19 protein-coding genes are annotated in these 20789 nt (G+C 73.3%); 13 read left to right on the forward strand and 6 right to left on the reverse strand.

Annotated features, from left to right (window positions below):
- Positions 1–236: 236 nt before the first annotated feature.
- The 9 genes from ABZW30_RS33045 (at position 237) to ABZW30_RS33085 (ending at position 9216) form a co-directional block, all read left to right on the forward strand.
- Positions 237–1655 carry a sensor histidine kinase gene (locus tag ABZW30_RS33045; protein ID WP_355674909.1) on the forward strand — a complete coding sequence of 473 codons (1419 nt, stop codon included), beginning with the start codon at positions 237–239 and terminating at the stop codon, positions 1653–1655.
- Positions 1652–2326 carry a response regulator transcription factor gene (locus ABZW30_RS33050; RefSeq protein ID WP_355674910.1) on the forward strand — a complete coding sequence of 225 codons (675 nt, stop codon included), beginning with the start codon at positions 1652–1654 and terminating at the stop codon, positions 2324–2326. The genes ABZW30_RS33045 and ABZW30_RS33050 overlap by 4 nt, the downstream gene beginning before the upstream one ends.
- Before the next feature lie 172 nt (positions 2327–2498).
- Positions 2499–3146, forward strand: a complete 648-nt coding sequence (locus ABZW30_RS33055; protein WP_355674911.1) for a hypothetical protein — start codon at positions 2499–2501, stop codon at positions 3144–3146.
- Positions 3147–3750: 604 nt separating this feature from the next.
- Entirely contained in the window at positions 3751–4098 is a 348-nt protein-coding gene (locus ABZW30_RS33060) for a PRC-barrel domain-containing protein (RefSeq protein ID WP_355674912.1), read from the forward strand.
- Between the two features lie 102 nt (positions 4099–4200).
- Positions 4201–4467: a metal-sensitive transcriptional regulator gene (locus tag ABZW30_RS33065; RefSeq protein WP_355674913.1), complete on the forward strand. Its 267-nt coding sequence runs from the start codon at positions 4201–4203 to the stop codon at positions 4465–4467.
- A 294-nt stretch (positions 4468–4761) separates the two neighbouring features.
- The gene (locus tag ABZW30_RS33070) at positions 4762–6198 is read left to right on the forward strand and encodes an endonuclease/exonuclease/phosphatase family protein (RefSeq protein WP_355674914.1); all 1437 of its coding nucleotides are present in this window, start codon (positions 4762–4764) and stop codon (positions 6196–6198) included.
- 14 nt (positions 6199–6212) lie between these two features.
- Positions 6213–8198 carry a phosphocholine-specific phospholipase C gene (locus ABZW30_RS33075; protein ID WP_355674915.1) on the forward strand — a complete coding sequence of 662 codons (1986 nt, stop codon included), beginning with the start codon at positions 6213–6215 and terminating at the stop codon, positions 8196–8198.
- Between the two features lie 90 nt (positions 8199–8288).
- Complete coding sequence (locus tag ABZW30_RS33080) at positions 8289–8762, forward strand: VOC family protein (protein WP_355674916.1); 474 nt, start codon at positions 8289–8291, stop codon at positions 8760–8762.
- Between the two features lie 4 nt (positions 8763–8766).
- On the forward strand, positions 8767–9216 hold the full coding sequence (locus tag ABZW30_RS33085; RefSeq protein ID WP_355674917.1) for an SRPBCC family protein: 450 nt from the start codon (positions 8767–8769) through the stop codon (positions 9214–9216).
- A gap of 29 nt (positions 9217–9245) precedes the next feature.
- Here the strand turns inward: ABZW30_RS33085 and ABZW30_RS33090 are convergent, their stop codons facing one another.
- Both ABZW30_RS33090 and ABZW30_RS33095 read right to left on the reverse strand, forming a co-directional pair.
- Positions 9246–10511 carry an aromatic acid exporter family protein gene (locus ABZW30_RS33090; protein ID WP_355674918.1) on the reverse strand — a complete coding sequence of 422 codons (1266 nt, stop codon included), beginning with the start codon at positions 10509–10511 and terminating at the stop codon, positions 9246–9248.
- 105 nt (positions 10512–10616) lie between these two features.
- Positions 10617–11369 (reverse strand): polyprenol monophosphomannose synthase, encoded by a 753-nt coding sequence (locus ABZW30_RS33095; RefSeq protein ID WP_355674919.1) that lies wholly within the window; start codon positions 11367–11369, stop codon positions 10617–10619.
- A gap of 247 nt (positions 11370–11616) precedes the next feature.
- Between ABZW30_RS33095 and ABZW30_RS33100 the strand changes: the two genes are divergently transcribed.
- Positions 11617–12393: a hypothetical protein gene (locus tag ABZW30_RS33100; RefSeq protein ID WP_355674920.1), complete on the forward strand. Its 777-nt coding sequence runs from the start codon at positions 11617–11619 to the stop codon at positions 12391–12393.
- A 31-nt stretch (positions 12394–12424) separates the two neighbouring features.
- On the opposite strand, the gene ABZW30_RS33105 is transcribed toward ABZW30_RS33100, so the two are convergent.
- The gene (locus ABZW30_RS33105; RefSeq protein WP_355674921.1) at positions 12425–13990 is read right to left on the reverse strand and encodes a N,N-dimethylformamidase beta subunit family domain-containing protein; all 1566 of its coding nucleotides are present in this window, start codon (positions 13988–13990) and stop codon (positions 12425–12427) included.
- Between the two features lie 337 nt (positions 13991–14327).
- On the opposite strand from ABZW30_RS33105, the gene ABZW30_RS33110 reads away from it, so the two are divergent.
- Positions 14328–16268, forward strand: coding sequence for an amino acid transporter (locus ABZW30_RS33110; RefSeq protein WP_355674922.1), 1941 nt, complete (start codon positions 14328–14330; stop codon positions 16266–16268).
- Between the two features lie 142 nt (positions 16269–16410).
- Here ABZW30_RS33110 and ABZW30_RS33115 read toward each other — a convergent pair whose 3' ends face one another.
- Positions 16411–16680, reverse strand: a complete 270-nt coding sequence (locus ABZW30_RS33115) for a GlsB/YeaQ/YmgE family stress response membrane protein (protein WP_355674923.1) — start codon at positions 16678–16680, stop codon at positions 16411–16413.
- A gap of 267 nt (positions 16681–16947) precedes the next feature.
- Here ABZW30_RS33115 and ABZW30_RS33120 point away from each other — a divergent pair, with 267 nt between their 5' ends.
- The gene (locus tag ABZW30_RS33120) at positions 16948–17313 is read left to right on the forward strand and encodes a hypothetical protein (RefSeq protein ID WP_355674924.1); all 366 of its coding nucleotides are present in this window, start codon (positions 16948–16950) and stop codon (positions 17311–17313) included.
- Positions 17314–17353: 40 nt separating this feature from the next.
- On the opposite strand, the gene ABZW30_RS33125 is transcribed toward ABZW30_RS33120, so the two are convergent.
- On the reverse strand, positions 17354–18154 hold the full coding sequence (locus ABZW30_RS33125) for a HEAT repeat domain-containing protein (RefSeq protein ID WP_355674925.1): 801 nt from the start codon (positions 18152–18154) through the stop codon (positions 17354–17356).
- A 42-nt stretch (positions 18155–18196) separates the two neighbouring features.
- Positions 18197–18916: a TetR/AcrR family transcriptional regulator C-terminal domain-containing protein gene (locus ABZW30_RS33130; protein ID WP_355674926.1), complete on the reverse strand. Its 720-nt coding sequence runs from the start codon at positions 18914–18916 to the stop codon at positions 18197–18199.
- Positions 18917–19056: 140 nt separating this feature from the next.
- Between ABZW30_RS33130 and ABZW30_RS33135 the strand changes: the two genes are divergently transcribed.
- Complete coding sequence (locus ABZW30_RS33135; RefSeq protein WP_355674927.1) at positions 19057–20304, forward strand: FAD-dependent monooxygenase; 1248 nt, start codon at positions 19057–19059, stop codon at positions 20302–20304.
- Positions 20305–20789 lie beyond the last annotated feature (485 nt).

Genomic DNA, 20789 nt, shown 5'->3' on the forward strand with positions numbered 1-20789 from the left:
CCCGGCCCCGCCCGCCCCCCCCCGCCCCCGCCCGCGCCCCCCCCCCCCCCCCCGGGCGGGGGGGGGGGGGGGGGCCCCCGGTTCCCCCCCCAAACCTTTCCCGTGGCTGGGGGGGCGCCGCCCGCGGGGCGCCCCCCGACCCGGCGCGCCGCACCCCACCCGGGGTGCGGCGCGGCACGAACTGGCAGAACCCTGCGAGGGTGCGGCCAGGGGACCCCGACCCGGAGAGCACGACCATGAGCGACACCTGGCAGCGCCTGCGCCGCGACCACCCCCGGCTGCTCGACGCCGTCGGCGGCGCGGCCATGATCGCGATCACCGCCCTCGGCGCCATGGTCGACCAGACCAGCGGCCGCTTCATCCCGGTCGGCCCGGCCACCGGCGTCCTGGCGCTGATCGCAGCCGCCGCCGTGTTCCTCCACCGCCGCCACCCGCGCGCGGTGGTCGTCGTCACGCTGCTCTGCACCATGCTGCTGACTCCGACCAGCCCCCGGCTCACCCCGATGCTGGCCACCCCCCTGCTGCTCGCCCTCTACTTCCTCGCCGTCCACACCGACCGCTCCACCGCCCTGCGCGCCTCGATCGTCACCGCCGTCCTGCTCCTCGGGATGTCCCTGCTGGCCGGCCCGGGCGGCCCGATCGGCGAGCGGATCAGCGTGCTCGCCTGGGCCCTGCTGCCCGGCGCTCTCGGCGACTCCATCCGCAACCGCCGCGCCCAGCTCGCCGAGATCGAGCAGCGCGCCGAACGCGCCGAACGCACCCGCGAGGAGGAGGCCCGTCGGCGGGTCGCCGACGAGCGGATCCGGATCGCCCGCGACCTGCACGACGTCGTCGCCCACCACATCGCCCTCGCCAACGCCCAGGCCGGCATCGCCGTCCACCTCATGGACACCCACCCGGTCCAGGCCCGCGAGGTGCTCAGCCACATCACCGACTCCACCGGCTCCGCCCTCCAGGAGCTGCGCGCCACCGTCGGACTGCTGCGCCGAGCCGAGGAGCCGGCCCCGCTGGAACCCACCCCCGGTCTGGACCGCCTGCCCGAGCTGATCAACACCTTCGAGCGGGCCGGCCTGTCGGTGCGGCTCGCCGTCGAGGGCGAGGCCCGGCCGCTGTCGCCCGGCGTCGACCTCACCGCCTTCCGGATCCTCCAGGAGTCGCTGACCAACGTCGCCAAGCACGCCCACGGCGCCGACGCCGAGGTCACCCTCTCCTACAGCGGCAGCCGGGTCGCCGTCAGCGTCGTCAACGGCCGCCCGCCCGCCATCGGGCGCCCCCGTACCGCCCTGCTGCCCCAGCCGGCCCCCGGTGAGAGCGGCTTCGGCTTGATCGGCATGCGCGAGCGGGCCGGCGCGGTCGGCGGCCGGCTCACCGCGGACCGGCGGCCCGACGGCGGCTTCCTGGTCCTCGCCGAGCTGCCGCTGCGCACCGGCGCCCGGGACGACGGCGCCGTACAGGCGGAGGACACCGCCCGGCCCGGCGGCGCCGCCCGGCCCGAGGAGCCGGACCGCCCCGGCGAGCCGGCCCGACCCGCCCCCGCCGTCCGACGGGACTGCCTGGTGCTGCCCGACCGCTTCACCCGCCCTGACCGCGCCGCCCGCCCCGACCGTTCCGTCCGACAAGATCGCGCCATCCGAAAGGACAACGACCGCACATGACCATCCGCGTGCTGCTCGCCGACGACCAGGCCCTGCTGCGCGGCGCCTTCCGGGTGCTGATCGACGCGGAGGAGGACATGGAGGTGGTCGGCGAGGCCGCCGACGGCCGGGAGGCGGTGGAACTCGCCCGGGCGACCAAGCCCGACATCGTCCTGATGGACATCCGGATGCCCGGCGTCGACGGCCTCGGCGCCACCGCCGAGATCTGCGGCGACGAGGAGCTGTCCGGCACCCGGGTGCTCATCCTCACCACCTTCGAGATCGACGAGTACGTGGCCCAGGCGCTGCGCGCGGGCGCCGGGGGCTTCCTCGGCAAGGGCGCCGACCCGAAGGAACTGCTCGCCGCCGTGCGCACGGTCGCGGCCGGCGACGCCCTGCTCTCGCCTGCGGCGACCCGGGCGGTGATCGACCAGTTCCTCGCCCAGCCCGATCCGGCCGCCGTCGCGCCCGCCGAGCGCCTCGCCGTGCTGACCGCCCGCGAGCGCGAGGTGATGTCCATGGCCGCCACCGGGCTCACCAACGAGGAGATCGCCGAGCGGATGTTCGTCAGCCCGTTCACCGTCCGTACCCATGTGCACCGGGCGATGTCCAAGCTCGACGCGCGTGACCGGGCCCAACTCGTCGCGATCGCCTACCAGTCCGGCCTGGTCCCGCCCGGCCGTCCGTCCTGACGGCCGCTCACCCTGCGTGCCGACCGGCCGCAGCTGTGCGGCACTCGATTGCTGAGCTGTCGTCAAAACATGAATCGGAGAAGCAGTTCAAGATCTCACCTGGCCGAAAACGACCTCCGAACTGGTGTATCGGCGAGTAGTCTGCCGATGACTCAGAATGAGGAGGACGTTCGTGGAAACCAAGGACACGGCAGGCGAGGTGCGGATTCTCCAGCCGTTGCCCGGACGCACGGAGGGCGGATCGCGGGCGTTCGAGCTGCGGCTCGCGCGGCTGCTCCTCCTGCTCGGGGTCGAGGTCGCGCCGGGTGCGGACTACCCGGGTGCGGCCCGGTGGGAGGTCCACAAGGCGCTCGCCGGGCGGTCCGAGCTGCCCGAGGAGTACTTCGAGGCGCTGATGGAGGCCGCGGTCCACGACCCCAACCCGAGTTTCAACCGCCGCTTCGTCGAGCCCGCCATGATCGCCTTCGGCCAGCGCCGGGTCCGCCTGGCCCTGCTCGGCTACCTGCAGACCGGCACCGACCCGGAGCGCGCCGGCGCCGCCCGCGCCTGGTACTGGACGGCCCTGTCGGTCGGCAGCGGCCGCAACGCGACCGCCGACGAGGGCGCGATCGTCCGGGACAGCTGGAACGAGGCCGCGCTGCGGGAGTTCGTCGCCAACGATGACATCGACGTCCGCCGCTGCATCCTCCCCGGTCTCCCGCTGGTGCCGCGCGCCTACCCGGCCGAGCTGCACGCCCTGGTGGAGACGGCCATTGCGATCGCCCAGTCGCACCCCGACGAATACATCCGCCACCGCGTCGAGATCCAGACCGGCCTCTGAGCTTCGGGCACGCCCGCTCCGGGTGCGCCCCCCAGGTGCGTACCCGGAGCGGCGGATCCCCCCGGATTTCCGTTTCGCCGACGACCCGCCGAATTCGGACGCCAACTGGCCGTTCCCGCCGAATGATTCGTGGGCTTGTCGTCCGATCGCGCCAATCCCGATCGACCGCCATCCACCGTACGGACTGCCGCCATGGCGTCATGACCGAGCCCCGGCCCGCCGCCGTTCGCCTCCTGGAGCCCGACCGGCTCCGCCTGGTCGAGACCCCGCCGCCGCCCCTCCCGCCGGCCGACCGCGCCGCGATGGACCACGCCTGGGAGAAGGTCGCGAGCGCCGGCCCGGGACTCTTCGACGGCCCGGTCGTCACCTGCACCGGCCTCGCTGCGGATGGCCCGGACACCCCGGTCCTGCACCGGGCCCGGATCCGCTACCGCCGCTTCGCGCTCGGGCCGGCCCCTTCAGCGCCTTGCCCCCGGGTGGTCGGGTCGCCCTCGCAGGTCCCTTTCGTCGTGCCGCGGGGCCCGTCCCGGCGCAGGATGGAAGCTCCGGGCTGTGCAGCCGGCGGCAGCCGCGACACGGGAGGTCCGAGGCCGTGGGGATCGCTATGGCAGACATCCGCGAGTGGCGCGGCCACGCCGTGGTCGACGAGAAGGGCCGCCGCGTCGGCACGCTGGAGTCGGTCTACGTCGAGACGTCCACCGACGAGCCGTTCTTCGCCACCGTCGTGGTCGGCATGATGGGCAGGCGCCGTCTGGCCTTCGTCCCGTTGGAGGGCGCGGTGGCCGGGCCGGGCTATCTGCGTGTGGCGTACCCGCGGAACAAGGTCCGGCAGGCCCCCGCGATCGGCACCGACGACATCCTGCCGGCCACCGACGAACCCGGGGTGTTCGCCTACTACGAGCTGTCGTACGCTACCGGCGCCGGAGGCGAGCGCCGCCTGGCCCGGCGCTGAGCTCATCGCCGAGTCCGTCGGCGGACTTCCGGGCCGCCCGGGAATGAATACCCCACCGGGTACACTTGTCAATCGACAGTCGATGTGAAAGGCGGCCCGGACATGCAGGTGGACGAGGAGGCGGTTGGCGCGGTCCTGAACCGACTGCGTCGCGCCCAGGGTCAGTTGGCCGGGGTGATCGCGATGATCGAGGCGGGTCGGGACTGCAAGGACGTGGTCACCCAGCTCGCCGCCGTCTCGCGCGCCCTTGACCGGGCGGGGTTCAAGATCGTCGCGAGCGGGATGCGCCAGTGCATGGCCGCCGCCGACGAGGAGGCCGCGCCGATGAGCGAGGCCGAGCTGGAGAAGCTGTTCCTCGCCCTGGCCTGAACCGCCGGCCCGACCCGGCGGGTGCGGCCGACAGTCCAGGAGGGCCGTGACGGATCGTCCGTCGCGGCCCTTCCGCATGTCGCGATGACGGTTCCGCCACGGAGTTCCCCGACCGCCCGACGCTCGGTCACGTGTCGTTCACGCGCCGGTCGCTGGTCTTCGGGTGAATGAGGGCCGCCCGTAGTTGTACAGCCAACTGTGGGCGTTCTCCCTCCCAACCTCCGTGACCAGCCGCGCGCGGCCCCGGCACCGTCCCCCGGCGGACCGGACCCGTTGGCGGCGGACAGGACAACCGTGGCCGCAGGCAGCGCCCTGACCCTGACCTCATCCAGCAGCCCCGCCGAAGGCGACCGGCTCAGCTTCCACTGGACCACCGACGCCCCCGACGCCAAGAACTGGGTCGGCATCTACGACGGCAGCCGCCAGCCCGGCAACGGCGCCTCGCTGCTGTGGAAGTACACCCCCGGAACCTCCGGCGACCTCCAGCTCGACACCTCCGCGCTGACGGGCGGCCCGTACACCGCCTACCTGCTCGCCAAGGACGGCTACGGCGTCCTCGCCCAGACCGCCCCGTTCAGCTTCCTCCCCAAGCCCGCCGTGGTCCGACCGCACGCCGCCGTCGACTCCTTCACCGCCACCCCCGTCGCCCCGGGCGCGGCCGTGCGGATCAAGCTCGGCGGCCTCTGGTCCCGCCCGACCGGCAACGCCCCCGGCTCCGCCGCCTACCGCAAGCTCGGCGGCGCGGCCTGGGCCTCGGTCGCCGCCGACGGCACCCTCACCGGCACCGCCCCCGCCACCCCGGGCCGGAACCCCGAGCTGGTCGTGGTCGGCGTCAAGGACAGCACCGGCGCCACCGACACCCTCACCGTCCTGGTCCCGGTCGCGGACCCGGCCGCCCCGCCCCGGCTCAAGGCCGCCAGCTGGAACCTGCACAACGCCGGCGCCGCCTACACCGACGCGCTGGAGAAGCAGCTGCGCGTCGTCCTGGCCCAGGGCCTGGACGTGCTCGCCCTGCAGGAGACCGCCGGCGAGCGGGCCAAGGCACTGGCCGACGCGCTCGGCTGGTACGCCCACCAGAGCCCGGGCAGCGTCGGCATCCTCAGCCGCCACCCGCTCATCGACCTCACTCCGGCCACCGCCGAGCTGCCCGCCGTCGCCGCCACCGTGCAGCTGCCCGGCGGCCGCGGCGTCCGCTTCTGGGCCGCGCACCTCGACGAGGCCGGCTACGGCCCGTACGCCGTGCAGGACGGCGGCAGCGCCGCCCAGGTGACCGCCGCCGAGAACGCCTCGCTGCGCTTCAAGCAGGCCAAGGCGCTGGCCGAGGCCGTGCGGGCGGACCTGGCCCGGCACCTCCCGGTGGTGCTGGCCGGCGCGCTCTCCTCGCCCTCCCACCTGGACTGGACGGCCGCCACCGCCGCCGCCCACAACGGTGTCGGCGCGCTCGACTGGCCGGTCACCGCGGCCCTGCAGGCCGCCGGGCTGACCGACAGCTTCCGCGAGGAGAACCGCGACCCGGCCAAGGTCCCGGGCTCCACCTGGTCGCCCACCCGAAAGCGGCGCGGCGACCGGCCCGAGCCGCAGGACCGCATCGACTACGTCCAGTACGCCGGGCCGCTGAAGCTGATCGAGGCGCACACCCTGGTCGCCGACTGGCCGCAGCCCGAGCCGAACTCCGCCGCCAACGAGTGGCCCTCCGACACCGCCGCCGCCGTCGCCACCTTCCAGCTCTGAGAGGCCAGTTCGTGATGCCCGAACTCTCCCGCCGCACCTTCGTCGGCGCCACCGCGGCCGTCGGTGCCACCGCCCTGACCGGCCTGTCCGCCACCCAGGCCCAGGCCGCCCCCGCTGCCGAGACCGACAGCGCTCTCACCGGCACCGTCAAGGACGTCAAGCACGTCGTCGTCCTGATGCAGGAGAACCGCAGCTTCGACCACTACTTCGGCACGCTGAACGGCGTCCGCGGCTTCGGCGACAAGCAGGCGCTCCAATTCCCGGACGGCACCGACGTGTTCCGCCAGCCCGACGGCCGTCGCAGCGACGGCGGGGCGATGCTGCCCTACCGGATGGACACCGCCAAGTACAACGCTCAGAACGCCGGCGGTCTCGCCCACGACTGGGCGACCGGTCACCAGGCCATCAACAACGGCGCGATGAACAAGTGGATCGCCGCCAAGGGCGAGCGCACCATGGGCTACTTCACCCGGGACGACATCCCCTACCAGTACGCCCTGGCCGACGCGTTCACCATCTGCGACGCCTACTTCACCTCGCTGGCCGGCCCCACCGACCCCAACCGGCTGTACCTGTGGACCGGCACCGCCGGGCCCGGCCGCGACGGCACCACCGGCCCCTGGATCGACAACACCCCGGTCACCGACAACCCCGTCGCCGACTGGACCACCTACGCCGAGCGCCTGCAGGCGGCCGGCGTCAGCTGGCGCGTCTACCACAACCCCAGCAAGGACGACCGCACCGGCGACTACGACGACAACGCCCTCTCCTACTTCAAGCAGTTCCACAACTTCCCGCACGACGACCCGCGTTACATCAACGCGATGACCAAGTTCGACCCCACCGACTTCGACCGCCACTGCAAGGACGGCACCCTGCCGACCATCTCCTGGCTGGTCGCGCCCTACCTGTTCTCCGAGCACCCGGAGGCCGGCCCGGCGTACGGCGCGCACTGGGTCAACCAGGCGCTGCAGTCGCTGATGTCCAACCCCGACGTCTGGCGACACACCGTCTTCCTGGTCATGTACGACGAGAACGACGGCTACTTCGACCACATGGTCCCGCCCACCCCCGAGCCCGGCACCCCCGAGGAGTTCACCCACGGGCGCGCCATCGGCCTCGGCAACCGGGTCCCGCTCTGGGTGGTCTCGCCCTGGTCGCGCGGCGGCTGGGTCAACTCCCAGGTCTTCGACCACACCTCGGTGCTGCGCTTCATGGAGCTGGTCACCGGCGTGGCCGAGCCCAACATCTCGGCCTGGCGCCGGGCCGTCTGCGGCGACCTCACCAGCTGCTTCGACTTCGCCGCCCCCGACGACTCGCTCCCCCAGCTGCCGGACACCAACGCCCTGATGGCCAAGGCGGACGCGGGCGCCAAGCTGCCCGGCGTCGCCCTCCCGGCGATCGGCGCCCAGTCGATGCCCGTCCAGGAGCGCGGCGAGCGCCCGCACCGCCCGCTGCCGTACCAGCCGTGGGCCGACGTGTCGGTGGACCGCAAGACCGGCAAGGTCAGCTGCGTGATGGGCAACGACGGTTCGGTGGCCTTCCCGTACACCGTCTACCCGAACATCCTGCTCCCGTTCGCGGGCACCCCGTACACCGTCGCCCCCGGTGCCAGCGCGACGTACGTCTGGGACGCGGCCGCCACCGACGGCCGCTACGACTTCACCGTGCACGGCCCGGACGGCTTCGTGCGCCGCTTCGCCGGCACGGTGGTCCGGGACGGTCAGGACGGGCAGAACGACATCGGCGTGCCGATCGTCACCGCCGACCTGCACGGCGACCTGAAGCTCACCCTCCAGGTGGCCAACGACGGCATGACCGACGTGGCCTTCACCGCCGCGCCCAACGACTTCGCGGGCACCGCGCAGACCGTGTGGGTCAAGCCCGGCAAGCAGGTCAACCTGCCCTGGCCGCTGGACAAGCAGGGCCGCTACGACGTCGTCGTCACCGCCCACACCGGCCAGCGCTTCACGCAGCGCTACGCGGGCTGGGTGCACTGACCCGCGGCCGGCCCGGCCGGGGGCGCCGATCCGGTGACCCCCGGCCGTGGCTCGGCCGCCGTGGCAGAGCCCGCCGCTACCGTCGGGCGCATGCAGAAAATCACCACCTTCCTCTGGTTCGACGACCAGGCCGAAACGGCCGCCGTCTTCTACACCTCGCTGTTCCCCGACTCCGGAATCACCGAGGTCACCCGCTACGGCGAGGCCGGCCCCGGAGAGGCCGGCTCGGTGATGACCGTCGACTTCGAACTCGCCGGCCGGGAGTACACGGCCCTCAACGGCGGCCCCGAGTTCACGTTCACCGAGGCGATCTCACTCCAGGCGGAGTGCGAGGACCAGCAGGAGATCGACGAACTCTGGGCCAAGCTCACCGCCGACGGCGGCCAGGAGGGCCCGTGCGGCTGGCTCAAGGACCGCTACGGCCTCTCCTGGCAGATCACGCCGCGCGTCCTGCGCGACCTGATCGCCGACCCGGACCGGGCCAAGGCCGACCGCGTGATGGCCGCCATGCTGCGGATGCGGAAGATCGAGATCCAGCCGCTGCTCGACGCGGCCAGGGGCTGAGGCCGTGACCGCCCACACCCACCGCGCCACCGTCTACCTGCGTGCCACCCCCGAGCGGGTCTGGCACGCGCTCACCAACGCAGACGAGTCCGGCCTCTACTGGGGCCACCGCAACGTCTCCACCTGGCTGCCCGGCGCGCCCTGGGAGCACCAGCGCGCCGACGACTCCGGCATCGCCGACGTGATCGGCGTCGTCGAGGTCGCCGAGCGCCCGCACCGGCTGGTGACCACCTGGGCCGGGCCGGAGGAGCGGCGCCCGGGCGGGCCCTCCCGGGTCAGCTTCGACATCCAGCACTGGCAGGACCTCAGCCGCCTCACCGTCACCCACGAGAACCTCGCCGACGAGACCGAGCGGGCGAACGCCGAACAGGGCTGGTCGGCGGTGCTGTCCAACCTCAAGACCTACCTGGAGACCGGGCACCCGCTGCCGCAGCAGCCCTGGCTGATGCCCTGACGTCCTGATCTCCCGGGCCCGCGGCAGGATCAGCGCCCGGCCTCCGCCGCCGGGCGCTCCGCCTGGGCGGACGTCCGACGGCCGGGTCCCCGCTCGCCCCGGATGTAGCGGCGCAGCCCGGCGAACCGGGAGAACCGCTCGCGGTTCGCCACCGAAGCCCGGTCGAGCTCCTCCATCAGCCGCCGACTGCGGTGCTCCAGGTCCAGTTCGTCCAGGATCCGGTCCACCTCGGCCAGCATCGAGCCGTGCAGCTGCCAGGCCTCCGGGTGCTCCTGGACCCTGCGCAGCAGCACCTGGGCGACGTTCTCCCGGGAGGCCCAGGCCGCCGCCAGTTCGGCGGTCAGCCGCTCCTCGGCCTCCTCGGCGTTGCGGCTCACCTGGGTGGTGACCAGCACCGCGAAGCTGACCATCGCCCCGCCGACGTGCGCCAGCAGCTCCTCCAGCCCGACCGCGACCTCCGGCGGGAAGAGCCGCTCGCCGGGCCCGCGCCGCTTGGCCAGGTCGGTCAGCGAGCGGGCCAGCACCCGGATCACCACCACGCAGATCTCCAGCGTGTCCAGCCCGGTGCGCAGCACCAGCCGGGAGAGCAGCCCCTCGCTGATCCGGGGGTTGAACCGCAGGCTGTCCTCGGCCTGGCGCAGCGCCGCGTCCACCTCGACGATCGCCTGGTCGAGCCGGCGGGCCTCGTGCAGCCGCTCGGCGGCCCGGGCCACCGGGGTAGGGCGGCCCAGCTCCTCCGCGATGTCCAGCAGCAGCTTCCGGGCCCGCCGGGCGAGGTCCTCGATCGACTCCCCGGCGGTGTCCACCCAGACCGGCGGGGCGAAGAGCAGGTTGAACAGCAGGCCGACGGCCGCGCCGATCAGCGTCTCCAGCACCCGGTCCCAGGCCTGCGAGGCCAGCTTGGTGACGCCCAGGATCAGCATCGCGCTGATCGCGACCTCCTGGACGAACTCCTCGACCCGGACGAACCGGCCGATGACCAGGGAGGCCAGGATGATCAGCCCGAGGCTCCACCAGGAGAGCCCGACCACGGCGCTGAAGCCGATCGCGATCAGCACCCCGACCACCACCGAGTTGACCCGGCGGATGCTGGTCTTGAGCGTCGAGTAGACGGTGACCTGGACCACCAGCAGCGCGGTCAGCGGCGCCGTCAGCGGCGCGGGCTCACTGCTGAGCCGGGTGGCCACCGCGTAGGCGAGGGTGGCGGCCACGGTGGCCCGCACGGTCTGGACGACGAAGGGCTCTCGGGCGCCACGGCGGACCAGGGTCGTGAAGGACTCCGGGAGAAGGGCCATGACGGCCTTCTTTCCCCGCGGCCGCCGCTCACACCGCCACCCGGCCGTCCTACTACCCGGATGACCGCGCCGGAGGCGCCGGTCGTTGCGTTCGGCCCATCGGCGTCAGTCGAGCTCGCCGGGTCCGTTCTCGCGGTTGAAGCGCAGCTTCCAGGGCGCGAGCGCGGACTCGACCTGCACCCCGATGCTCATCTTCGAGGCGCCCTCGATCCGCTCCTCGAAGCGGATCGGCACCTCGCGGATGGTCAGCCCGCGCTGGACGACCCGGTAGTTCATCTCGACCTGGAACGAGTAGCCGTTGCTCTGCACGGTCGGCAGGTCGATGGCCCGCAGGGTGGTGGCCCGCCAGGCCTTGAAGCCGGCGGTGGCGTCCCGCACGCCCAGGCCGAGGATCGCGTTGACGTAGAAGTTGGCCCAGGCGGAGAGTGCCTTGCGGTGCCAGGGCCACTCGGCGGCGGTCGAGCCGCCGGGCACGTAGCGGGAGCCGAGCACCACGGCGGTGTCGTCGGTGAGCAGGGCCCGCACCATCGCGGGTATCGCGGAGGCGGGGTGGGAGAGGTCGGCGTCCATCTGGACCACGACGTCGGCGCCCTCGTCCAGGGCGCGGGCGATGCCGGCCAGGTAGGCGCGGCCGAGGCCGTTCTTCTCGGTGCGGTGCAGGACGCCGACGGTGCCGCCGGAGTCGGCGGCGAGCTTGTCGGCGATCTCGCCGGTGCCGTCGGGGGAGTTGTCGTCGACCACCAGTAGGTGCAGGTTCTCCAGCGGGAGTTCCGCGAGGAGCCCGGCGAGGACCGGAAGGTTCTCCCGCTCGTTGTACGTGGGGACGACGACAACGACCTTGGGGGAGGCCTCGACCATGTTCTGTTTCCCTTGTGCCCTCGCCGGCGGGCACCCGTGCCGTACCGGTCGGTTGTCCTGGACGACCTTCGCTACTGACGACCTTCGCTGCTGTTAGACCGTGTGAGTCTAGCCGGGCCGACGGCCTCCTCCCGCCCGGGGCGTCCGGCCGGGGCCGCCCCACCGGGGTACGGAAACCAGTTCGACTGTGATTGGTCGCTGTGGCAGGCTTCCGGATCGTCTCGAACGGCCGACCCGGAGCATTCCTTTGACGATTCGTCGTACCGCCCTGCCCCTCACCGCGCTGCCCGTCACCGCCATGGCCCTCGCGCTCACGGCCGTCGCGGGCTGCGGCCCGGAGGGTTCGGCGCACCCCGCCGCGAGCCCCGCCGTCGGGGCACCCGCGGACGCCGCGGGGGCGTTCGACCCGGAGGTGGCGGTGGCGCACGCCGATCCGGCGCCGTACGCCGCGAGCCTGAAGATGACGACCACGGCGGGCGAGGGGGACGAGCGGGTGCTCATGAACATGAGCGGCCGGGTCAACGTCAACACCCCGACCCTCGGCAGCCATGTGGAGGGGACGACCACCGTCGGCGGGTTCCTGACCCTGAACTCGACGGAGTCGCTGACCGTGGACGGCACCACGTACATGCGCGACAAGGCGAAGGGCACGCCCTGGAAGAAGGCCCCGTCCACCGGGGACGACGGCGCCGACAGCAACCACTACGGCACGTACGCCAAGGTGCTGCTGGCCGCCGGCCCCTCCGCCCGCAAGGGCATGGAGTCCGAGGGCGGCGTCCCGGTGTTCCACCTGGCCGCGCGCCTGTCGGTGGAGCAGGTGCGCCGCGCGGACCCTTCGAACGCCGATCGGATGGCGTCCAACGGCGTGGACGGGCTCGACTACCAGCTGTGGATCGACCGGCTCGGCCGCCCGGTGCGGGGCGAGCAGTCGATGACGGTGAACGGCAAGCTGACCGTGGTCAAGGGCGTCTACTCGGACTTCGGCCCGCCGGAGACCTTCGTCCCGCCGATCACGGCGAGCTGAACCGGACCCACCGGCCGGCCCGCCCGGCCCGCTACGCCGTGCCGTAGACGGCGGCGAGGTTGTCCTGGGCGGGGTGGGTGCGGCCGGCCGGTCCGGCGGCGAAGGCGCGCAGGACGTTCTCGGTGGCCTTGCGGACCACGTCCCCGGCGTGCGAGTCGATGCCGTGGTCGGCCTTGCCGCCGCCGGGGCCGCGCGCGTCCAGCGTCTCCACCCAGCGCATCGTCCCGCTCGCGAAGACCCCGGCGCCGCTCGGCACGGTGTAGTACGCGGTGTCGGAGTGGGAGTGGCGGCCCTCGCAGACCACGGGGGAGTGGGCGATGACCTCGATCGGGCGCGGGGTGGGGAAGCCGGTGTCCACCCGGTCGTACTCGACGCCGACCAGGTGCGGGAAGGACGCCCCAGCCGCGACGCCCGTCCCCTCGAAGGCCCAGTGCCCCGGCGAGGTGACGACGTACGGGGCGTCCACCGGGTAGCCGTCGTAGATCACGCCGAGCATCGAGCTCTCCGGGTCGGCGCCCGGGCCGACCCGGAAGTCGGTGGTCGCCGGGGCGCCGGCCTGGTGGCCCGGGTCCTGCTCCCAGGCGTCCTTGTAGCAGACCACCGTGCGGTCCGGGCCGAGGTCGGTGGGCTCGAAGCGGACCCGGCGGAAGCAGCAGTTGGCGCCGAGGATCGCCAGGTTGGTCCCGGCGTCGCGGGCCGCGACCACGTTGGCCCGCTGCTCGGGGGACCAGTACTCGTCGTGGCCGAGCGAGAGGACGGCGGCGGCGCCGTGCAGCAGCCCCGGGTCGCGGGCCACGTCGATCCCGGTGGTGTAGGCGAGCGGCAGCCCGAGCCGCTCGGCGAGCGCGACCAGCGGCGCCTCGTAGACCAGGAACAGCCCGGCGCCGTGGTCGTAGTCGTACGGCCGGTCGAAGACCACCCGCAGCGAGCGGGTGGCCAGGGTGCCGGTCGGGCCGTTGTAGAGGCTGTAGCCGCCCCACTCGTTGTAGGCCTGCCAGGTCGCCGGGGCGCTCATGACCACGGTCTTCCCGGCGGTGCTCGCCGAGCGGACGGTGAGCGGGACGTAGCGGCGGCCGGGGCCGCCCTCGACGTCCAGGCGCAGCAGGTAGGCGCCCTCGGGCCAGCCGGTGGTGTCCACGGTGAGGGTGCGCTGCCAGCCGGTCAGCACGGTGCGGGTGGCCTGGTCCACGTGCGGCGCGGCCTGCTTGCTGCCCGGGACGTGCTCGCGGCGCCAGACCAGGCGGGCGCGGGCGCCGTCGTACCAGCCCATCCGGTAGGCGGAGACGGTGAAGGTGGCGGCCGGGGTGGAGACGTGCAGGCCGAAGGACTCCCCGGGCAGCACGCTGACCCGGTCGGCGAAGCCCTCGACGGCGTCCGCCGGGCCGGCGTCGGTGATCTCCCAGTCGGGGTTGCCGGGCTGGGACTGCTCGCTCTTCAGGCCGACGTGCTGGGCGGCGGTGGGGTCGGCCCCGCCCGGGGTGCCCTGGGCGTCGGGGGAGGGGTTCGGGGCCGCGTCCGGGTGGTGGGTCCCGCAGGAGGCGACGGTGGCCGCCATCAGGCCCAGGCCCAGAATCCCCCGCCGGCTCGGTTCCGCCACCACGGCCTCCCTGTCGTCCGTCGCTGCACCCCGCGGCCGGGGGGTCGCCGTCAACCTCGTGTGTCAATGCACGCGGTCATCCTCACCCGTTTCGGCCGGTTCATGCCGACCGCCGCGCCGGAGCCGCGATCACGGCCGGACGGCGGCCGCCACCCGGGAGGGCCGGACGGACGGACCCTGGCGTGTTGGCGCGCGGTTCCCGGTCGGCCGCGATCCGGTCACCTAGCCTGACCAGGCCCGCCGTCCGGCGGCCAGCAGGGGGCCCGGAGCCGCGCGCGGCCGGCCGAAGTCGTGGACAGGGGTGTACGTGGTTTCGTCGGGTTCGGCCGAACCGGGAATGGCTCCTGTGACGCGGGGCGCGAGATTCCGGGCGTGGATGCTGGAAGGCCTGTCGGACATGGCCAAGCAGCACCCCGGCCCGCACGCCCAGGCACCGGAGCACGAGGGCCAGAGCTGGTGGCGGGTCATGTGCCTGACCGGTGTGGACTATTTCTCGACCCTCGGCTACCAGCCGGGCATCGCGGCCCTGGCCGCAGGCCTGCTCTCTCCGGTGGCGACCGTGGTGCTGGTGGTCGTCACCCTGCTCGGGGCCCTCCCCGTCTACCGGCGGGTGGCCCGGGAGAGCCCGCACGGGGAGGGCTCGATCGCGATGCTGGAACGGCTGCTGTCGTTCTGGCAGGGAAAGCTCTTCGTCCTGACCCTGCTCGGCTTCGCGGCCACCGACTTCATGATCACCATCACCCTGTCGGCTGCCGACGGTGCCGCGCACCTGGTGGAGAACCCGCACGTGAGCAGCGTGCTCGGCGGGAGGCAGATGCTGGTCACGCTGGTGCTGGTGGCCCTGCTCGGCGCGGTGTTCCTCCGCGGCTTCGGGGAGGCGATCGGGGTCGCCGTCGTGCTGGTGGCCGTCTACCTGGTGCTCAACGTGGTCGTGGTGGTCAACGGTCTGTGGCACGTCCTGAAGTCGCCGCACGTGGTCACCGCGTGGTCGGACGCGCTGACCGCCGAGCACGGCAACGCGATCGCGATGATCGGCGTGGCGCTGACGGTCTTCCCCAAGCTCGCACTCGGCCTCTCCGGTTTCGAGACCGGAGTCGCCGTGATGCCGCACATCAAGGGCGACCCGGAGGACACCGAGCAGAGCCCGACCGGCCGGATCCGTGGCGCCCGCAAGCTGCTCACCACCGCTGCCGTGATCATGAGCATCTTCCTGATCGCGACGAGTTTCATCACCACCGTGCTGATCCCCCCCGACGCCTTCAAAGCCGGTGGGCAGGCCAATGGTCGCGCGCTGGCCTACCTCGCCCACAAGTACCTGGGCAGTTTCTTCGGCACCGTCTACGACGTGTCCACCATCGCGATCCTCTGGTTCGCCGGCGCCTCCGCGATGGCGGGCATGCTCAACCTGATGCCCCGCTACCTGCCGCGCTACGGCATGGCCCCGCACTGGGCGCGCGCGGTGCGGCCGCTGGTGATCGTCCTCACGTTGATCGCCTTCCTGGTCACCTGGCTCTTCGACGCCAACGTGGACGCCCAGGGCGGCGCGTACGCGACCGGTGTGCTGGTGCTGATCAGCTCGGCCGCCATCGCGGTGACCATCGCCGCCCACAAGATCGGGCAACGCCGCTGGCGGGCCGGTTTCGCGGTGATCGCCGCGGTGTTCCTCTACACCACGGCCGCGAACATCGCCGAGCGGCCGGACGGCGTCAAGATCGGTGGCTGCTTCATCGCGGGCATCGTGCTGGTCTCCTTCCTGTCCCGGCTGAAGCGTGCCTTCGAGCTGCGCGTCACCCACGTGGAGCTGGACGACGTGGCGGAACGGTTCGTGCGGGACTACATGCACCGCCCGTTGCGGCTGATCGCCAACGAGCCGAACAGCCGGGACCTCGCCGAATACCGCGACAAGCTCCGCCAGATCCGCAAGGACAACGACATCCCGGCCGAGGACGACCTGGTCTTCGTCGAGGTCACCGTGCTCGACCCGTCCGACTTCGAGGCCGCACTGACCGTGCGCGGCGAGGTGCTGCACGACCGCTACCGCGTGCTGTCGCTGGAGAGCTCCAGCGTGCCCAACGCCCTGGCCGCGCTGCTGCTGCAGGTGCGCGACCTGACCGGGCAGCAGCCGCACATCTATTTCGAGTGGACCGAGGGCAACCCCTTCGCCCAGTTCCTGCGGTTTTTCCTGTTCGGGCAGGGCGAGATCGCGCCGGTCACCCGCGAGGTGCTCCGCGAGGCCGAGCCGGACCGCACCCGGCGGCCCGCGGTGCACGTGGGCTGAGACGGTTCAGTCCTCGTCGCCGAAGGGCTCGTCCGACCAGCGGAACGACGCCCGGTCGTCGCGTATGTGCAGCAGGAACTCGGCGACCGGGCCCTGCGGGGAGGCCAGGGTGAGCGTCCTGTCGATCCGGCCGTACGCCGGGTCAGCGGGGTGGGCGGGACTTGGTCCAGGCGGGTGCGACGAAGGCCACCAGGGTGACGGCGAAGCCGAGTTGGAGGAAGTGGCGGATCCAGTCGATGCCTGCGGTGTGGCGGACGCCGATCCAGCCGGAGACGGCGTTGCCGAGCCAGGCCCCGGCGGCGCCGAGCAGCATGGTCAGCCACCAGGGGATCGACTGCGGTCCGCGCAGGATCAGCTTGGCGAGCACGCCCAGCACGAAGCCGATGAGCAGAATCCACAGGAGCTGGAACATCGCGGTCCACCTTCCCGGCGCGCCGGAGGGCACCGGCGTGCCGAATCGCCGAAGACGCGGTTCGTCCCATGATCACCCGGTTCGGCCGAACGGGCATGTCGGCGGGGCACCGGAGGTGACGGCCACCGGCGCTGACCGGTCCTGGTCGGACAAGGGCGAGAACCCGCCGCCGGTGGGGCCGGAAACGCACTGTTCGGCGGGTTATTCGTACCGGTAGGAATGGGCCCTGGCGCGGACACGCCGCGCCACCCGAGAGGAGCCGCTCCAGTGACCCGACTTCGTGCCGCCGTCCTCACCCTCGGCTGTACCGCCGCCGCGCTGACCCTGACCATGGGCACCGCCCAGGCGGCGCCCGGCGACACCAGCACCGTCTGCTCCTCCTCGCTGACCCCGGGCGGCTATGTGGACGTCCAGTGGTGGAACAGTGCCGGCTGCGGCTCCGGGTTCAACCCGAACACCAAGAAGATCATGCAGCTCACCGGCTACCCGGTCGGCACCGTGGTCAACGCCTGCGCGTCCACCTGGCCGCCGGCCGGCTGGACGATCGTCAGCAGCTTCTACAGCTCCGGCTGCCAGTACTCCTCCGTACCGAGCTTCAACAACAACTCCTGGCAGTTGAAGCGCGTCTCCTGACGGCTTCCGACAGCGGCCGGTCGCAGCGGTTCGCGGGGCCTCAGGGCTCCCGGACCGCCGCGACGGCCTCGCGGACCTCCTGGTGCGGGTCCTCGGCGAGGCCGTCCAGCAGCTCGGCGACACCCGGGGTGGACCAGCCGCAGACGGCCCAGACCAGCTCCTTGCGCACGCCCGGGTCCGGGTGGTCGGCCAGCCGGGCGAGGAGGTCCACCGGGCCCCGGCGGCGCAGGCCGAACCAGTGCAGGGCGGCGCGCAGCTCGGCCGGATCGCCCGCGTCGCCGGCCGCCTCGATCCGGGCGAGCAGGACGGGGACGGGCGGCGGCGGGCCGTCCAGTGGGTGCGGGTGGCGTTCGCGCATGCGCCGGTCGCCGTAGCCGCCGCGCAGGCGGCAGCCCGCGCAGGTGCAGGGGCGGGTGCCGGGGGCGTTCGGGAGGTAGCGCCAGCCCGCGACCTGCGGCACGGCGCGGATCCGGTGCACCTCGCGGGCGCCGAGGGCGCGCGGTACGACCACCTCCCAGCCGCGCGGATCCGTGAGCGCGCCGACCCTCGCGACCGCCTCGGCGGCCGAGAGCCACTTCTGGGCCTCCTTGGCGCGGTCCCGGTAGTGCCCGACCGACACCTGCTGGGTGTCGTCCAGCCGGACGTGCACCGCGACCAGCGACCCCTTCGGGCCGAACCGGGCCAGCTCGCGCAGCCACTGGTGGGTGAGCGTGTACGAGGGCAGCACCGGGAAGCAGTACACCCCGCGCACACCGCCCTGGCCCCGGCTGTCGGCCCGGATACCGGCGCGGCGGATGCGCGGCGCGTTCGCCGCGGCGGTCAGGTGTACGAACATCGCCATGGGGCGGGATGCTAGCCGTCCCAGGGGGTGCCGATCGAGGGGTTATCGCGGCGGTCGGGGCTCCGTCCGGCGGTCGATCAGGGCCGCCAGGCCGTCCAGGATGCGGTCCAGGCCGAAGTCCAGGGCCTGGTCGTGCCCGCCCGGCTCGGCCATGGCGGCGGCGAGGGCGGGGTAGCGGTCGGCGTGCCGGTGCACCACGGTGCCGAGGGCGGCGAGGAGTTCGGCCTCGGGGGAGCCGTTCGGGCCGACCGCGCGGGCCTGTTCGGCGATACCGCGCACGTGTCCGGCGAGCAGCACGGCGGAGTCCATCCGCTCGGCGCCGGTCAGCCCGTAGCCGTCGAGGGCGGCCACCACCCGCTCCAGCCAGGCGAGTTCCTTCGGGCCCGGCACCCGGGGGCCGACGGTGGCGTCCAGCAGCCACGGGTGCCGGGTGAAGGATGCGGCCAAGTGGTGGGCCCAGGCGGTGAGTTGCCCCCGCCAGTGGGCGCCCTCGGCGGGCGCCGGCGGCTCGTCGACGGCTGACTCGACCATCAGGGCGATGAGTTCGGTCTTGCCGGGGACGTAGCGGTAGAGCGACATCTTGGTGAAGTCGAGCAGTGCGGCCACCTTCTGCATGGAGACCGCGCCGAGCCCCTCCGCGTCCGCCACCTCGACGCCGGCGGCGGCGATCCGCTCCAGGCTGAGGGTCGGCTTCGGCCCCCGGGTCGGCTTGGCCGGCGGGCCCCAGAGCAGCCGCACCGTGTCGTTCGCCGCCTCGCCCATCGTCCGCTCCCGTCCTGGGGGTTGCCTGTCCGCGCCAACTGCGTCTACCGTACACAGCAATGAACAGTGTCCGCGAGACACAGTTACTCGGCTCTCGACGCTCGACTCCCGAACGTCGACCCTCGGACGGAGTGGTTCCCATGAGCGGCTTTGCGCACGGCGCCTGGAGTGGTTCCCCGCGCGATTCCCGTCGCACCAAGGTGCTGATCTCGGGCGCGAGCATCGCCGGTCCGGCGCTGGCCCACTGGCTGAGCCGGTACGGCTTCGAGGCGACGGTGGTCGAACTCGCCCCGGCGCTGCGCGGCGGCGGCCAGAACGTCGACTTCCGGGGCCGCACCCACCTGACCGTGCTGGAACGGATGGGCGTCCTGGAGGAACTGCGCGCGCTCGACACCGGCGGCAGCCCGATCACCTTCGTGAACCAGGACGGACGGCAACTGCTGCACCTGCCCGCCGAATTCGCCGGCGGCGAGCTGGAGGTCCCGCGCGGTGAACTGGCCCAGCTTCTCCACCGCCACAGCAGCGCCCGCGCCGAGTACCTCTTCGGCGACTCGATCACCGACCTGGCGGAGACCGCGCACGGCGTCCGGGTCGCCTTCCGGCACGGCGCACCCCGTGAGTTCGACCTGGTGATCGGCGCCGACGGGCTGCACTCCAACGTCCGGCGGCTCGCCTTCGGCCCCGAGCAGCGGTTCGTCCGCCACCTCGGCTACTACGCGGCCACCTGGCAGCTGCCGAACGACGGCGGCCTGCCGGCCGGTGGGGTGGGCCTCAACGCGCCGGGTCGGCTGATGTCCGTCGGGGCCGACCATCGCGACCCCGCCCGGGCCGGGGCCTTCTGCCTGTTCGCCTCGCCCGAGCTGCGCTATGACCGCCACGACCCGGAGCAGCAGAAGGCGTTGATCCGGGACGCTTTCGCGGGCCTCGGCTGGCGGGTGCCGCAGCTGCTGGCGAGCCTGGACGCCGCGCCCGAGCTGTACTTCGACTCGATCAGCCGCGCCGACGTCCGGACCTGGTCCACCGGCCGGACCGCCCTGCTCGGCGACGCCGCCTGCGGCGCCGCCATCGGCGGCATGGGCACCGGGACGGCCGTGGTGGCCGCGTACGTCCTGGCGGGGGAGCTGGCCCTGGCCCGCGGCGACCACCGTGCCGCCTTCGCCCGGTACGAGCGGCTGCTGCGCGACTACGCCCAGGGCTGCCAGAAGGGCGGGGACCGGACCGGTCCGTTCCTGGCGCCGCGCACCGCGACCGGGCTGCGGCTGCGCAACGCCGTGCTGAACCGGCGGTGGGCGCTGGACAAGATGCTGGAGCTGGGCAAGCAGGTGTCGAGCATCGAACTTCCGGACTACGGGCAGGCGTTGGCCGACCGGGTCGGTGCGGCGGGCTGATCCGGCCGCCGTTGTCGAGGAGCGCCTCGACCTGGACGGCCGCCCGGGCGGGGCGTTGGAGGGTCAGGGCGCGGTCGGGGCGGGGCGGTCGGCCGACCGGTCCGGGCCCTCGACGGTGATCCGGGTGACCCGGCGACTGCCCACCGCGAGCAGGTACTCCGTCGGTTGCGGGGAGTGCCACCACGTTCAGACCACGGTGTCCCGCTCGAGCCGGCTGCACGCCCGGCCCGGACCGCCGCCCGGTGCGCTGCGGGCCCCGGGGCCCGCAGCAGCACGGCGGTGGCCGCGCTGCCCTCGCCGGTCCAGCGGTCGGAGCGCAGGCGGAACCAGGCGGCCGGGCCCGCGTTGTGGGGCAGCGGCTGCACCGCGACGGCCCGCAGGTTCAACTGCTTCACGCCCGGGCTGCCGTCCGGCACGGCGCAGCCCGCCCGCGCCCGGGCCTGTAGGGCGGCCAGGTCCGCGCGGCGCACGGGTCGAACGCGGAA

It is taken from the genome of Kitasatospora sp. NPDC004669 (genome assembly GCF_040609455.1).
Classification (GTDB): domain Bacteria; phylum Actinomycetota; class Actinomycetes; order Streptomycetales; family Streptomycetaceae; genus Kitasatospora.